Below are 16,069 nucleotides of genomic sequence, written 5' to 3'. Positions count from 1 at the left end.
AACTCTTAGCACTGGAAAAAAGCAAGATGAAAAATAAAAAACAATTTACGATCAAACACTTTTCAACCGTTTTGCTGATGCTACTGAGCTCAGCTTTGATGTCATTTAGCGCATTTTCTCAGGCGCGCAGCGTGCAAGATGAGCAAGGCACGTTTGAGCTAGAAGCGATACCTCAACGTATTGTGGTTTTAGAGTTTTCGTTTGTCGATGCATTAGCGGCAGTCGATGTCTCACCGGTAGGCGTTGCCGATGACAACGATGCCACACGAGTTATCCCTGCTGTTCGAGCCAAGATTGAACCTTGGCAATCGGTCGGCATGCGCTCACAACCGAGTTTAGAGGCGATTGCGGTGCTCAAGCCGGATTTGATCATTGCTGATGCAGAACGTCATCGTGCGATTTATCAAGATTTGCAGCGAATTGCGCCAACTTTGCTGCTAAAAAGCCGTGGTGAGACATATCAAGAAAATCTCGAATCCGCACACAAAATCGGCGTGGCAATTGGCAAGCAAGCGCAAATGATGCAACGAATCGAGCAGCACAAACAGACCATGGCGGAGTTCAAACAGCATTTTGCGACACAAGAAACCATTCAGTTTGGTGTGGTTTCCGATAAAGGGATGTGGCTGCATAGCCCTGTTTCTTACGCTGGTGGCGTTTTGAGTACACTAGGCATCCAAAGCCCGCTGGCTCCATCTGAGCAAAAAGCGTATATCCCAACCAGCTTCGAACTTTTACTAAAAACCAACCCTGATTGGTTGTTAGTTGGACTTTACTCTCAACCAAATATTGTGGATGAATGGCGCAAAAATCCATTATTTAGGCTGCTAACTGCGGCGAAAAAGCAGCAACTGGTAGAAGTCTCGCCGGAACTGTGGTCATTAAATCGCGGCATGTTGGCGGCGGAAGAAATTGCCCGCAACCTTGAAGCGTTATTGGGGCGCTCATGAGTGCGTCGATAAGCTCAGAAAGCCCGTCTTCGGTTAGCAAATCGCATTGGAAAGCGAGCTTGTTTGTCTGCGCTATGGCGTTGTGTACGCTCTCAGGCTACGCAGCCTCAATGATTGGGTGGTCCAACTTTTCTTTGAGTGTTAATGATCTGACAAGCTATTGGTTTGCGTTTGATGAGGACAATATGCTGCATCAAATCCTCGCGACGCTGCGTGCGCCTCGTGCCTATGCTGGGTTATTAATTGGCGCTTCGCTTGCGGTATCCGGAGTGCTGATGCAAGGATTAACTCGTAACCCTTTGGCGTCGCCATCCATTCTCGGCATTAATGCTGGTGCGGCGTGTTTTATGGCCTTGGCGTCCATCGGCGTACCATTCTTTAGTCAATTGAACCCAATCATCAACGCAGTACTCGGCGCGCTACTAAGTGGTGGTGCGGTCATGTTGTTGGGTGGTTTTTTTTTCGCGCGTTCTCACCCATTGCGTTTAGTGCTAGCGGGCATTGCCATCAGTGCACTGCTGATAGGGTTAACTCGTGCGTCGGTAATTTTGGCGGATGACATGGCTTACAGCGTGTTGCATTGGTTAACGGGTTCACTCTCTGCGGTGGACTCTCAGCAGTGGCAGCAACTGTGGCCTTTTGCGACTTTAGGTTTGGTGCTCGCCATGGGCTCAGCGCGAAACTTAAATTTACTCGCGTTGGGGGACGAAGTTGCTGTTGGGCTAGGTGGTAACATTCGTCTTACGCGATTAATCAGTGGTTTATCGGTTGTGCTGTTGGCAGGTACTAGCGTAGCTATTGCAGGGCCAATTGGCTTTGTCGGGTTGTTAGTGCCGCACTTGGTACGCCCGATTGTTGGTCACAACTATCACATTCTCATTCCGGTTTCCGCCTTGTGTGGCGCGGCACTGGTGACGTGGTCAGATGCTTTATCACGATCGATTGCCTTTCCGGCTGAAACGCCAGTGGGCGTGATTACCGCGCTGTTGGGCACACCTTGCTTTATCGCGATTGCAATGAGGAAATCATCATGATGAATCAAACCAAACTGTTTGCATTAGTTGGATTGTTGCTGATTGCGTCTTCTCTCACGCTGTTTGTTGGCGCGGCGAATCTATCGGCTCAACAGGTTTTTGCATTGCTGTTTTCTTTCTCTGATTCGGACTTTGTGATTAACCAATATCGATTGCCGAGAATGTTGCTCGCCATTGGCGTGGGCGCTGGGTTGGGGCTGTCAGGCGTTTTAGTGCAAGGCGTCATCCGTAATCCACTTGCCTCACCAGATTTAATGGGGATAAGCGCTGGAGCAGGACTGGCGGCTACCGCTTGTTTGGTGCTGTATCCAAATGCGCCAGTGGCAATGTTGCCGATGGTCGCCATGGCGGGAGGCTTGCTTGCTGCTGGCTTTATTGCTGTGCTGGCTTACTGGTCAAAACCAACACCTGCACGTTTGGCGCTGATTGGTGTTGCTGTCAGCGCATTTTTAGCCAGCGGTATCGATTTTCTTCTGATTGTGCACCCTATCGAAATCAACACGGCGATGGTATGGCTAACCGGCAGTTTGTGGGGACGAAACTGGCAACAAGTGCCGTTTATTTGGAGTGCTTTATTGCTGCTACTACCATTGGCGTTTTGGCTGGCTTGGCGGCTAGATGTGATGGGACTGGGAGAAGAAAGCGCCACTACACTTGGCACGAAACCAAGACAGATCCAAATTCTTGCGCTGATTGCTGCCGTGTTATTGGCGAGCATCAGTGTGTCTGTGGCAGGCACGATCAGCTTTGTTGGCCTGCTTGCGCCGCATCTTGCACGTTTGCTGTTTGGCCACAACCACAAGTTGTTGATTCCAGCCGCTGCAACCCTTGGCGCTTTGTTGGTGATTTGCGCCGATGGTTTAGCGAGAGGCTTACAGCCGCCAATTGAGCTACCAGCGGGAGTGCTGACATCTGTTATTGGCGCACCATATTTCATTTTTCTTTTGTATCGTTATAGAGGTTGGTAAGCATGTTACGAACGCAGAACTTATCCGTCGCGTACGGCAAACAGACCATCATTCCAGATCTCTCTTTGTCGATTCCTCAAGGTAAAATTACCGCACTAGTTGGTCCAAATGGTTGCGGTAAATCGACACTATTAAAAACCTTGGTACGCATCAATAAACCCGCTTCTGGCCAAGTGTTGTATGACGACAAACCACTAAGCAGCTACGGTGATAAACGCTTGGCGCGTTCGTTGTCTTTGCTGCCGCAGATTCTTGTCAGTCCTGAAGGTATTACCGTCAGAAAACTGGTCGAATATGGCCGCTCGCCTTATCTCTCTCATTGGGGCCGGTTAAGTCAACAAGACAAGACCTTAGTCGAGCAAGCAATGCAAGATACTGGCGTGATAGAGTTTGCTGACAAGCCAGTTGAATCGTTGTCTGGTGGTCAAAGACAAAGGGCGTGGATTGCGATGGTAATGGCGCAAGATACTGACGTAGTGATGCTTGATGAACCAACCACTTACTTGGATCTCTCTCACCAAGTTGAGCTGATGAAACTTATGAGGCAGATGAACGACAAAGGCAAAACTGTAGTGGTAGTGCTGCACGATCTAAACCAAGCTTGCCGTTACTGTGATCATTTGGTGGTGTTGGAAAAAGGTCAGTTAGTCACTCAGGGAACGCCGCAAGAGGTACTAACAGAGGGCATGTTGGCATCGGTGTTTGATTTACAAGCGAGAGTATTTAACGACCCAATCTCAGGTACGCCGATGTGTGTGGCGGTGTAGGTTTACGTCTTTCGAAAGCTATCTGCAATAAAAACGTCGAGCCATAAAAATAAACCCCGCTAGTTATACATTTGCTAGCGGGGTTTGTTGTTTTTAAGTGCGTTCCTAACGTGGCGTTTAAGCCAGTTTAAACGTCGCTACTTTCGAGTTGAGATCCTCGGCTTGTGATTTCAGCTCAGCAGATTGATTCATCGATTCTTCGGCACCAACCACCAAGTGATCAGTCACATCTTTAATTGACGTGACGTTTTGTGTGATTTCATTGGTTACGTGCGTTTGCTCTTCGGCTGCGGTCGCGATTTGCGTTGCCATATCGCTGATCAACGCAACGGCCGCGTTGATTTCATCCAGAGCCAGTGCTGCGCGATCGGCATCTTCCACTGATCCTTGGGCAAGTTGAGAGCTTGTATCCATGATGGTCACAGCGCGTTGTGTGGTCTGTTGCAAAGTCTCGATCGTCGAGCGAATCTCTTCGGTTGAGGTGTGTGTGCGTTGTGATAGCACGCGAACCTCGTCTGCAACAACGGCAAAACCGCGACCTTGCTCACCGGCGCGTGCCGCTTCAATCGCCGCATTCAGAGCCAGTAAGTTGGTTTGTTCTGCGATGTCTCGAATCGTTGATAGCACGGTTGAGATGTCTTGCGCGTGCTGGTTGAGCTCGCCGATGACAACGCTCGCTTGGTTGACTTCAGAAGACAAGTTATTGATGGACGATTTGGAGTTGATCACCAACTCATGACCGTTTTGTGTGCTTGCTGAAGAGTCTTGAGCGGCTTTAGCCGTCTGCTCTGCATGTGCTGCAATCTCTTGCGTTGCCGATGCCATTTCGGTCACAGCGGTCGCCACCATAGTGATTTCTTGTTGCTGATGGTTCAGATCAGAAACCGACTGATTCGCGCGAGTCGTGCTCAGCTCCGATTGTTGGCTCAGTTCTTCCGCTTGGTGACGAATGTGACCAATAAGTTGCTGCAAACTTTCAACGAACTGGTTGAAATTTTCAGCCAGCTCACCAACTTCGTCACGGTTTTCTACTTTGATGCGTTGAGTTAGGTCGCCGCTACCGTTTGCGATTTGTGCAAGCGCATTCGAAACGTTGTAGAGCGGACGGAACAAGATGTTACATAGCAGATTAAACAAAGCTACACAGATAACGACGACGATGGTGGTTGCGATGATTTGATCCCAAACAGCATCGTAAAGTGGGGCAACCAACGAGTTTTGATCTAACACTGTGACCGTTGTGAGTTTGGTGCCCTCAATATGGCGCGCGTAAACCACATATTCGGTGTTGTTAATCGAGACACGACGCTCTGTGCCGGAACGTGCGGCAGAGGTAATATCGCTGTTGTTTAGGCCCAGCTTGCTAACAGGTTGATTCAGCAGCTTACCGTCGTTATGGGTGAAAATATTGCCCTGTTCATTGGCAATAAACATGTAGCCTTCACCCGGTAGGATCACTTGGTTGAGGCTGTTCAGAATATCACCGATCTCGACGTCAGCACCCAGAACGACGGTTTGACCATGTAGTTGCAGGGCTTTACCAAGCGACACGACGTTGGCCCCCGTGGCCGCTGCGACGGTTGGGTTATCCATAAAGACTTTCGATGGATTGGCAATGGCGTTGGTGTACCAACCCCATTTGCGAGGGTCGTTATTACCTGGTGGCAAAACCACCCCATTAGCGTTGTCTTGTGAGCCGTCTGGGTAAGCGAGAAAGACGTTATCAAACGCGCCAGAGTCTCGGACTTGTTTCAAGTGCGTAACCAGAGAACGCTTCTCTGAATCGGAAGAGAGTGACGTCAGTGCTCGCTCTTTTGAGAGTAACCAGTCCTTTACGTATTGATTGTAAGATGCGCTGGTACTTTCTAGTCGTTGCGCGACTTCGACATCCAGCCTGATTAATGAATCTCGAAAAGACAGCCCTTCTACCAGCACTCCCCCGAGAATGATGGCAGCACTGGCAGAGATTGCCAGTTTGTTTTTTAATGATAGATTTTTGAACATAAAGCGAATAATAGATCTTTGAATAATAGTTGTTGTGTTTTTATTCTCATCAGGACTCACCGAGCCGTTGAATATGCAGCAGAAAGTCAGATTCGAATCTGTTCAATAATTATATTTTATTGCTCAAAATAAATACTGACTCCATGTCGCGATTTTGAGTTTTACATCAAATAAGAAAAAGGCTTTTAAGCTGTGTTATTTATCTATTTGTAAAGTAAGGATTTGTCTATTTTTGTAAATGATAATTGATTTCATTAAAAGGTGATTTACATCACGTTTGAGTAGTAAATAATCCATTAAAAATGTGAAGGTCATCGAACGAGGATTATATTGATCGGCTTAATCATTGTTATGGGCAATAGTTATGCGCAGTATATTGTTAGTCCCCGCGTTATTACTGTCAGGGTGTGCTCTGACACAACAATCGACGCCGATTCAGCCTGACGCCAACTGGCATGTCGACCAGTTATCGAACGGTATGAAATACCATCTTTACCCAACAAAAGACCAAGAAGTATCGGTCCGTTTGGTTCTGAATGTCGGCTCATTCCAAGAAGAAACCAATCAAAAAGGTTACGCTCACTTTGTTGAGCACATGGCGTTTAATGGCAGCACGCATTTTACCGGCAACGACGTTGTTAAACTTTTCGAGCAATCTGGTGGTAGCTTTGGTGCCGATATCAACGCCTTTACCACTTATCAGCAAACTTCTTACCAACTTGATCTTGCCAATAATACAAAGCTGGAAGATGCCCTGAAATGGATGAGAGATATCGGAAACGGACTTCAGTTTGCTCCTGAACAAGTAGAGAAAGAAAAAGGGGTGATTCTTGGTGAATGGCGACGTGCTAACCCGGATGATAAGTCCTTTTCTATGCATGCTTATCAAGCGTCGATTGAAGGCACTATGTATGGTGAACACGACCCAATTGGTACTCGCGAAGCGATTCAAAATGCCTCATCAAGCAAGCTAAAAGCGTTTTACGACAAGTGGTACCAACCACAAAATGCCGAGTTGGTTGTGACCGGTAATATCGACGTGGATTCACTGTCCAATATTATCAAAAACAAATTCTCGAACTGGGAAAGCACCTCGGATACCGTAATAGAGAAGCGCCGCGATATTCGAGTGAACAACCAAAACCGAATCTTGCCAAGTAACACGATGGAATCACCAAGCCTTCATTTAGTGATTGAGCGTGGTCTAAGTGGCAGCACTACGATTGAACAACAGCATCAAGTGTGGCGTGATGAAGTCGCAACACAGCTAATTCAACAACGTCTGATTCGTGTACTTAATGATGCCGCTGAACCTTTTCAGTATGCTTATGCCCAGCCTTACTACTCCAACTACCAGCGCATGATGTCGGCAGGTATTTCGTTTGCGCCTGAGCGTCGTGAACAAATGCATCAAACTTTCATCAGCACGTTGGCGTCACTGAGAGATTATGGTGCGACTCAATCTGAGTTAGAGAGCATCATGTCAAATTGGCAAGGTGAACTTGCAAATATTGATTCAGATTGGAGTCAGCGTAAGCCAAACAGTTACGCAGAAGCGCGTGTTTTCCAAATTGACCAAGGCAGTGTGAGTCAATCAAAAGAGAGTTACGCCCAGAGTTTGTCTGAATTCATCAACAACGAGAACCTAGAGAGCATTAACACGCAATTGAATGCCTTGTTGTCTGAGCAACCAATCTTTGTGATTGGGTTGGGGAAAAGTGAAACGTCAGCTCAGTTCAATGATGTATTTACCGATCTATACAGTGCCTACCTCCAAACGGGCGAAAAACCGTTAGAGATGTATGACAAAGTGGATGGATTCTTACAGCCTACTCAAGAAGGTACCATCACCAGCATGCGTCAGGAAGCGGGTGGCTTTCAAGTTTATACGCTATCAAACGGTGTCGAAGTGTGGTTCCAAAAAGATGCCAAAGCGGGTGGTCGAGCTTATATTTACTATGCGAGCCAAGGCGGTAAAGCCGCCGTTGATCCAGCGTTATATGCTGCGTATGAAATCGCTGCAACGACGGCGATACGCAGTGGGTTAGGGGTATTTTCTGGTTCAGAGTTAGACAGTTACTTACGCAAAAATAACATTGCGCTTAGCGCGATTCTTGATGCGACCAGTCACGGTTCACAAATTACCGCGCCAACAACGCATTTAACTTACGCGTTGAATGGACTATACAACCTAGCGACGGAGATTAAAGTCGACGAGCGCCAGATGGCGGCAGCGAAGCAAGAGTTTAAGCAGCAGAGCGGTGCTTTTTTTGAATCACCGATGGGAAAACTGATTCAAAAAGCAAACGGCAATTCTTATTTGCCAGGTAGTCGTCATCGTATCGTGTCCAGTGACGATGTAGAGCAAGTGACTTCCGAGCAAATACTGGCGGTGCATGAGCAACTTTTCAAAACCAATGATGGTTTTAAGATGGTCATTGTGGCAAATGTCGAGCCGGAAGAAATTACGCCACTCTTGCGTAAGTATGTGGCCTCCATCGAGATGAAACCGGGTCGTTCGATTGATTACCATGTTGCGTTCAACACCGACGTGCCGGCGCGAACAGTCGTTGCGGATGGTCATGAACCTTCATCCTTGTATGTAATGCGTTTGACTAACACGAACGATTACCAACGTACGGCAAGGGATACGGTTATCGAAGATATTTTGCAACGTATCAGTAATGCGCGTGTCTTGGATATTGTGCGAGAAGAGTCTAGTCTCGATTACAGCCCAAATATTTACACCGTGACGCAAGATCGCGAACCAATCTCTGATTGGCTCTTGGAATCTCAAGTTGAGCCCGAAGACGTGGCAGTTTTAGATAGCAAGTTAGGCAAAATGTTTGATGACTTGGCTTCGAACATCACGCAAAAAGAGGTGGATACGGCAGCGAAGCAATTGGCGGTAGCGATGCAAGGATTAGATGATAACCCTGCTCAGCGCGCATGGTCGTATACTCGATACTTAGTGCATGATTACGGCGTCGATGTGTTACTTGACGTTGAGAAAGCGGCTAAGAGTGTGACATTAGAAGAAGTGAAAGCGCATGCGAAAGCGGCTTTTGGTCCACAAGCAAAGCGCTCGGTGATGATTTTAAACCCGGCCGAATAATCACTGTAGTTTCTGACGAAGCTCGTGTCTCTAGTAATAAAAAAGACGGCGTGAAAGCCGTCTTTTTTATGCACTTTAACCAAAGAGTTTATGCTGATTTACGCGCAGGTCGCTTTTCATTGTTGGTATTGTTTTCTTTCGTGCTGGCGTTCTCTTGAGTCTTTCCTTTCAGTGTCACCACTTCTTTTTCAGGTAATTCGGCCGCCTCACCAAAGAATTTACCACCAGGTTCGATGCTGAGGTTATTACTCCAGATCCTCCCACTTACACGTCCCTTGGCAAGTACTTGAATGTGTTCTGCGTGACAGTTACCATCCATCATGCCATTGATGATCAGTTGTTTAGCGTAGATCTCACCGTTTACTCGGCCGCTTTCTGCAACGACGAGAGTGCCTTCTACATTAATTTGACCATCGACGATGCCATCAATCTGGACATCGTTTTCTACTTTGAGTTCTCCGCTAACAGCACAGCCTTTGGCGATGAGAGTTGAAGCTGCTGAGCTACTCGTTGTTCCACGGTTTTGATTAAAGATTCCCATCGTATTCTTCGCTCCTTAGTAAAAATGTCTTCGAAATCATTGAGGCTCCAATCGACAAATGGCTTCGGATTCAGTGCTCGCCCAACAAAACGCACCTCGTAGTGAAGGTGAGGGCCAGAAGAGAGCCCACTGTTGCCGGAAATAGCAATCAGTTGCCCTTTTTTGACGAACTGACCGCTTTTTACTTTGAACTTTTTCAAGTGCGAATAAGAACTCGAAAAACCGAAAGAATGTTGCAGCCTGAGGAAGTTACCAGAGCCTTTATTGCTGCGGCGGGTGACTTCCACAACCCCATCTGCTGGGGCATAAACCTTAGTACCGGTATTCACGGCAAAATCGAGCCCGCGATGCATCTTAGCGACTTTTGTCACCGGATGAATGCGCTTACCGAAGCGAGAAGAGAGCCGCGCTTTACCGACCGGAGACCCGCTTGGTATTTGGTTTAACAACACCATGCGAACGTTCGACGTAATCGCCGCCGCATCAAGTCGGGCATCCAAATTATCCGTGGTAGTATGTTCTCCAACTCCAAGGACTTTCTCTAACTCTCCCAAACGCTCCGAAACAAGTTGTACTCGCTCTTCTCGCTCTGAGAGATCACTTTCCAGCTCGGATTTTAATGCTTTCAGTGTGCTGAGCTCTTCACCCATAGTGCGCGAATGTTCTGTCAGTTCAGCTTGTTTTAACGCGGCATTATCGACGCGAGTGTACAAGTGATGAATTAAGATCGCGGTTGCGGCCAGAGCAATGACAAAAAAGCATAAAAACGTTTTTAGATTGCGTTGCATCCTTTTACTGAAGTACCAATGTCTGGAGCCATTGATGGTTGATATAGAGATCGTCAACTGGTCTTTCATCGTCTTCTACTGCTCGTATCTGGTATACGTCTCGTCACTGAGTTAATGGGAATGTAAGGAAAACGAACGGGGACCGCTAGAGGCAAATTGGAAAGAAGTGTCAGGTCGTGAGGCGTTTTCAGATATTAGATAAAAGACTCAATAAAGATTTAATATCCTAGCGCTTTTGGTCGTAGTTACTCCAAATCGCTTTATTGAACTGAAGATTTTGATTTGTAAGGTGGTTATCCGAGAAATTAGATTGTGAATATTGCCAATAGCATCCTCACGCAATTCAACTTACTTCACGGTTTACCTTATAAATGTTGGATAATTTATCAAACCGACATTCATTATATCGATAACTTGTTTATGATAGCGGTCGATATAAAAGTGCTATTCAAAGGCTTTAAACCTAAGCGTGATATTTCGCTTAGGAACACATAACTATGACAACGGAGTTGGTCGTGAAAAAACTACTATTGGCTACAGCAGTGGTCGCAGCTGCAGGGGGCGCTGGCTACCTGTACCAAAACAATACTACCCCGAGTGATTCAGCATCACTACTTTCGCAAGTTCCTGCGGATTCGCTCATGGTGACGTATCAGACGGAACCTTTTAATCATTATAAATACATGAATGCATTTGGCACGGCTAACCAAGGCTCGATTGCTGAACTTTTTGCCGATGAATCACTTTCTCCACAGCAACAGTTTGCCGTTAACTTGTTTGATGGATATCTGGAGAGCGCTGCATCGCCAGAAACGTTAAAAGCCTATTTAGGTACCGGAGAAAACATTAATCCTGTGTTGTACACAATCGGTATGGTACCAGTGTACAAATTGAAGATTGAAGACCCTGCCGCGTTATGGAAAACATTGGATCACGAAGAGCAGATGAGCGGTGCTAAGCACGAGCTGGTTAAACTCGGTGAAGTTGAGTTTCGTCGTTACGAGATGACAGATTCGGTTGACCCGCAAGATGGCATTGGCTTGGTTGTTGCCGTGGTTGACGACGTACTTACGTTAACGGTTGATATTCCGCAACTGGGTGTTCAAAACCCGCTTAAAATGGCATTGGGACTTGAGTCACCAAGTCAAAACATTGCGGAGAGTGGACGCCTAGCGGCGTTGCAGGCTAAATACGGCGAAAACAATAACTCTTTCGGTTACTTTGATCACCGTGAATTGGTTAAAGGTTTGACGACGAAAGATGGCAATATCTTTGCGCGTCAAGTCAGCATGCTGGATGCCATTGATCCTGAGCCGACTATTCAGGAGATGCGCTCACCAGCCTGTCATACTGAACTTACTCAAGTTGCAGAAAACTGGCCTCAATCCGTCGCATTTGCGGAATACAAGCTGAAAGGCGAGCAGGCATTCATTAAAGGTGCTTTTGTTGTTGAATCGAAAAATAAAGTGATTCTAGATGCGCTTAAGTCGATTCGTGGCGTTTTGGCAGAATCGAACAATGATAAGAGCTTCTTTAGCATGGCGCTTGGTTTAGACATTAATACGCTAGCGCCATCGATTGGTCAGATTTGGAGCGACTTGACTCAGCCTCAGTACCAATGTTCTTTATTGACTCAAATGCAGCAAGAGATGGGTGGCCAAAACCCAGCCGCAGCTGTGAGCATGGGCTCAGGCATGGTTAACGGCCTGAAAGGATTAAGCCTGCAAATGTTTGATATCCACGTTGACACTAATGCTCAGCACGGTGAAGTATTTAGCCAGCTAGATGGTATGTTGTCTCTATCTGCCAATGATCCAATGATGCTGATTCAAACCGCGCAAATGTTTGTCCCTGAACTTGCTCAATTACAAATTCAGCCGGATAACCAGCCAGTTAATGTCAGTGACCTGCTCGAAATGCACACAGGCTTGAAGATGGATGTGTTTGCTCGCTTAAACGAAAACCATTTTACGCTCTACAGTGGTGAGAATGCCGAAGACGCGAGCAAAGAAGTGATGGCACAACCACTTTCTCCAAATGGCTTGTTCAGTTTTGACTTCGATTCAGAACGCATTTTGGAAGTGTTGGAAAGTGCGTCAGCCGTGACTGGTGAGCCGTTACCTGATGATGTTATGAAAAGCTTACAAGGTGAGCTTGTTGGTGGGATGACGATGGATGTAACAGATCAAGGTATTGGTTTTGAGTTTGATTACCGTGGTGCGACCAAACCCGTGACGGTTGCACAGCAGTAAAACATCGAGTAGAAAAAGGCGGCACTGTGCCGCCTTTATTTCATCGTCGAACTCAGGTTTGTTTACCATCGAGTCAGACATTCATCAAGACTATGACTGCAACCAAACAGGGTTACTCCAGGCCGTGCTGCCGTCTTTATCTTCGACTTCTAAACTTATCCATCCCTCTGCGTCGCTAGGTATAGGTAGCGACAGCTCTATGCGTTGAGTATCAACTTTCGGGTTAATCGTCAGGGTATTCAGCACTTTGCCGCCTTTACCGATCAATCGAATTTCTTTTAGACCATCGGCTGCAACGACGTGGATATCCCACGTATCGCCAGCTGTTGCTGTTTCACCAAACATAATGTTTTGCGGATAAAGAATAGGGCCTTGTGTTGCGTAGCCATGGCCGGCTTTAAGTGCTTGCGCAAACTTCGACGGCGTTAGCTCTCCATCGACTCTTGCCATCATTCGAATCTGCCCCGTGAGTTGGTTCCACGCATCGTGGGTGTCGGTTCCCGCCGTAAAGTACATTGCTTCACCCAGGTCCCAGAGTTTATGCGCTTTCTTCAACGTTGGTTCATTGTCTACGCGCGCATTAAGCTCCATAAGGTCGAAGCGATCCGTTTTACCACCAGGGACTGCATTTTTAGCGATATTCGTAAAGTAGCCATAATCGTTGTATGGATGGTTCATCGGTACGACTTCAGCCCCCATCTCATGTACGGCGTTAAGTAACGTGTGAACGTCAGCAGTGCCAGGATCGACCGTTAGCTCGGCGCCATTATCGATAGGAAATGGGTTCATATGTCCCCATGATGGCGAAACTTCGATCGACGGGATGAAAGGCACGCCACGTTTCGCAGATAGTTCTGCAAACGTTTGGTGGTTAATGGTTGAGTCATGATCGCTAATGAAAGTCAGGTCAAGATCCGTTGCCAATTGAGCACGCACAACAATTTCTGGTGGAGTAACGCCTTCCAACACGTTGCCATGATGGTGTAAATCTGCGCCATACCAATGCTGATGGTTAGGAAACGTCACTTGAGGCACTTCTACTCGTTGCTTCGTCGTTTTACCGGACGTTAGGGTTACGTCTAATGTTTGGGTTTTAGCTGTAAAACCTCCACCAGAGTTGATACCTAATTTGTATTGACCGGGTGCCAGTTTTAGCTCCGCATGACCTGCAGGCAGCAGATCGGTAAAGAAGGTGCGTTTACCCAAAAATTCAACCGGTGGCGCTTGACCTTCAAGGATGGTGATTCTCGCATCTTTGGCCAGACCTGATGTTGCCTCTTCAACTTGAAGTGAGAGAGTTGCTGGGCGTTTTAGAGACGTAAAATCGAGTGTTTGCTCGCTATTTCTCGCCACTTGAATCGATTGCAGCTCGCTGTTTGCGTGACCAGTCGCTGTGCCGTAGATTTGGTACTCACCCTCAGGCAGCGCCATGCTGTACTGGCCATCTTTGGCCAATGTCCAGGCATAGGGTTGTCCTTCTTTTTCGATCATCACGATAGCATCTTCAGGAACACGACCATTATCTGCGCGTAATTGGCCGTTGATGGTGCCTGTCGCTTGTCCTAGTCGGTCAGCTTCTGCCTTGACAATGGGGGCCATGTCTCCATTTGGAACCACTTGTAATCGGGATTGGAAAGTGCGGCTTTCACCTGCTTTCAAGGTATGCCCCAGGTACATGTCACGACCATTGTATTTGACGCGATCAAAATAAGGAGCATGAAGTGCAAAGGCCCAGTCTCGATCATAAGCGACCATGCGATCGGCAAGGGCATTGTCGGCCATGGATTCTTCTTTCCCTTCCAACCCCGGCACGGCAAATTGGTAGCCCGTGTCTGGCCAAATGGTGTGCCCTGATTCTAACGCGAGATCTTTTTTACCTTGGTTGGTCATGACCGTTTTAAGCGCAATTGAGTCAGATCCAGAAGCGAGTGTATACCACGTTGTGATATCAACGTTATCGAAGTTGCGGCTCACTTTAATGACCGCTTTATTGTCGCTGTCTTCGATAATCTCAATGGATTTGCGATCATTCGGCCATGCGGACCAGCTGTTAGGAATGAAGTCAGCAAAGGCGACTCGGTCAAGATCTATTTTACCGTTCTTTACTGCTGCCAAATCGACCAATGTTCCTCGCGGTACGCCCCATGGTGGTGCTGATTCAACAGCGAGAGCGAAGGCGACATGTTCGTTTTGAACGGTAATGTCTTGAGCGTGTGTTGCTTCGCCATCGGGGATCGTGGTCTTTCCTTGTGTGATACTCACTCCCGCATGCGCTGAAGTTCCAAGCAAAAGGCCAGAGATTAAAGTTGCCACTGCACTTTTTGAAAAATTATGCATGAAGACACTTCCTTTTTTTCATGATTTATTATGTGAGTTGTCGATGGCATTGTGCGTTAACTTGATTAGACGTTCAATTAAAAAAGCGAAAGAGATGAAGAGGTTAACTCGTTACTATTATTGTTTTACAATTGATTTTTAAATATTAATTTTTGATTTTAAAGGTTTTTTGTTGTTTGGTTTGTTTTTGCGTAGAGTAATAAAAATATTTAGAACACTAATTATTTTGAGAGAGGTGTGAACGATTTTTGGCAGCATTGAGCAAACAAAATGATAACAATTACACTGTATATGTGAGAAAAAAGGTCAAGATGGCTCTGAGAACGCATATAATATTTTGAGTTCAATTTGACTTTTTATTCTTTATATTTGGGTTTTTATCTTGTGTCTAGCTAAAAGACCTCTAATAAAGATTGGAGCAAACATAGAGACAATATGTTTTTGAGTGGTGTGGCATGTTTAATTGCGTACCACGCTCAGGGCTCTTACGTAGATGAAAATGGCTTATTAGTAGAGCCATTTGGGTTTATCCCTTTGTTTTGGCTCTTTTTGGGGTTAGCCTTCGCCTCTTTTGTGGGCACTTTTTTCAAACACCGTAATCGTAATTAAAGAGCAAACGTGAAGTTTACTCCTTTATCTGAGGATGGGAGTATTGCTGATATTTTGGTAACTCTTTTCTTAGGTTACTAAATGTTGCTCGTGCACTTTGTTTTGATAGTTTGTTGATTAGCCAGATTGGCAAAAGGCCTCCGGGGTCAGCAAACGCTTTGTAGTCAATGAGTGTCGTGCCATTAGTGAGCTTTTGTAATTCCCAAGTTGCATCAACCGAACGAATGCGAACATAGCCCTTTTGTTCAGCAAGATATGAGTCTGGTGCGCTTTTGATTTTTATCGTGAACCCAAGCTCATCGACCCAATATTTAGAGTAGGTGAGCATATCACGATTTTTTGCAGGCCATGGCGCCGTAAATTGGGTATAAACGATGTTTTCGGTGGCTGATATTTGATTTAAAACCCGGCTATGACTGGCATTGTCAATCCAGTTCGGGATATTGTCACTATCTTCCAATAGCGTTAAAAATGCGCCATAGCTGGTGGGTGTGAACATCCGAGCACGAATCTCAACTAAACCGTCGGTATGCTCTCGAGAGTAGATAGTGATTCCGTTATCGTCACTATCAAATTGCCAGTACTCGTTGGCTTTCGCGGCGGTGCCAGCGGATATAAAAGTGGCGAGTAGTAGCGCGCCAATTCGTAAATGCAACATCATGTTAGTACCCGCCAACTTATTCTTAGTTAAAGCTTATACGATG

At 46.4% G+C, this 16,069-nt stretch carries 12 protein-coding genes; 7 read left to right on the top strand and 5 right to left on the bottom strand.

The genetic code is table 11. The features are described 5' to 3' along the window. Positions 1-26: 26 nt before the first annotated feature. From L3V30_RS10755 to fecE, 4 genes are read left to right on the top strand one after another with little or no spacing between them, the layout of a single operon-like run. A complete protein-coding gene (locus L3V30_RS10755; RefSeq protein WP_140208347.1) occupies positions 27-950 on the top strand; it encodes a Fe(3+) dicitrate ABC transporter substrate-binding protein FecB in 924 nt (307 codons plus the stop codon). After that, positions 947-1,984 carry an iron chelate uptake ABC transporter family permease subunit gene (locus L3V30_RS10750; RefSeq protein WP_237308890.1) on the top strand — a complete coding sequence of 346 codons (1,038 nt, stop codon included), beginning with the start codon at positions 947-949 and terminating at the stop codon, positions 1,982-1,984. The genes L3V30_RS10755 and L3V30_RS10750 overlap by 4 nt, the downstream gene beginning before the upstream one ends. Next, positions 1,981-2,952: an iron chelate uptake ABC transporter family permease subunit gene (locus L3V30_RS10745; protein ID WP_237308889.1), complete on the top strand. Its 972-nt coding sequence runs from the start codon at positions 1,981-1,983 to the stop codon at positions 2,950-2,952. Before L3V30_RS10750 ends, L3V30_RS10745 begins: the two co-directional genes overlap by 4 nt. A 2-nt stretch (positions 2,953-2,954) precedes the next feature. Next, entirely contained in the window at positions 2,955-3,719 is a 765-nt protein-coding gene (gene fecE / locus L3V30_RS10740) for a Fe(3+) dicitrate ABC transporter ATP-binding protein FecE (protein ID WP_054575393.1), read from the top strand. A gap of 117 nt (positions 3,720-3,836) precedes the next feature. On the opposite strand, the gene L3V30_RS10735 is transcribed toward fecE, so the two are convergent. Then, positions 3,837-5,723, bottom strand: coding sequence for a methyl-accepting chemotaxis protein (locus L3V30_RS10735; protein ID WP_182035954.1), 1,887 nt, complete (start codon positions 5,721-5,723; stop codon positions 3,837-3,839). Positions 5,724-6,087: 364 nt separating this feature from the next. On the opposite strand from L3V30_RS10735, the gene L3V30_RS10730 reads away from it, so the two are divergent. Then, complete coding sequence (locus tag L3V30_RS10730; protein ID WP_237308888.1) at positions 6,088-8,838, top strand: M16 family metallopeptidase; 2,751 nt, start codon at positions 6,088-6,090, stop codon at positions 8,836-8,838. An 88-nt stretch (positions 8,839-8,926) separates the two neighbouring features. On the opposite strand, the gene L3V30_RS10725 is transcribed toward L3V30_RS10730, so the two are convergent. Then, positions 8,927-9,379: a polymer-forming cytoskeletal protein gene (locus L3V30_RS10725; protein WP_074190324.1), complete on the bottom strand. Its 453-nt coding sequence runs from the start codon at positions 9,377-9,379 to the stop codon at positions 8,927-8,929. Next, the gene (locus L3V30_RS10720; RefSeq protein ID WP_005395595.1) at positions 9,283-10,236 is read right to left on the bottom strand and encodes a M23 family metallopeptidase; all 954 of its coding nucleotides are present in this window, start codon (positions 10,234-10,236) and stop codon (positions 9,283-9,285) included. The genes L3V30_RS10725 and L3V30_RS10720 overlap by 97 nt, the downstream gene beginning before the upstream one ends. A gap of 428 nt (positions 10,237-10,664) precedes the next feature. Between L3V30_RS10720 and L3V30_RS10715 the strand changes: the two genes are divergently transcribed. Further along, the gene (locus L3V30_RS10715) at positions 10,665-12,419 is read left to right on the top strand and encodes a hypothetical protein (RefSeq protein WP_237308887.1); all 1,755 of its coding nucleotides are present in this window, start codon (positions 10,665-10,667) and stop codon (positions 12,417-12,419) included. 90 nt (positions 12,420-12,509) lie between these two features. Here L3V30_RS10715 and L3V30_RS10710 read toward each other — a convergent pair whose 3' ends face one another. Further along, positions 12,510-14,756: a CehA/McbA family metallohydrolase gene (locus tag L3V30_RS10710; RefSeq protein WP_237308886.1), complete on the bottom strand. Its 2,247-nt coding sequence runs from the start codon at positions 14,754-14,756 to the stop codon at positions 12,510-12,512. 435 nt (positions 14,757-15,191) lie between these two features. Here L3V30_RS10710 and L3V30_RS10705 point away from each other — a divergent pair, with 435 nt between their 5' ends. Then, positions 15,192-15,365, top strand: a complete 174-nt coding sequence (locus L3V30_RS10705; RefSeq protein WP_237308885.1) for a DUF3955 domain-containing protein — start codon at positions 15,192-15,194, stop codon at positions 15,363-15,365. Positions 15,366-15,381: 16 nt separating this feature from the next. Here L3V30_RS10705 and L3V30_RS10700 read toward each other — a convergent pair whose 3' ends face one another. Beyond that, the gene (locus L3V30_RS10700) at positions 15,382-16,026 is read right to left on the bottom strand and encodes an START domain-containing protein (protein WP_174856113.1); all 645 of its coding nucleotides are present in this window, start codon (positions 16,024-16,026) and stop codon (positions 15,382-15,384) included. Positions 16,027-16,069: the final 43 nt, after the last annotated feature.

This window comes from Vibrio sp. A1-1 (genome assembly GCF_021728175.1).
In the GTDB taxonomy this organism is placed as follows: domain Bacteria; phylum Pseudomonadota; class Gammaproteobacteria; order Enterobacterales; family Vibrionaceae; genus Vibrio; species Vibrio diabolicus.
This window is presented reverse-complemented; position numbering and strand designations above follow the sequence as displayed.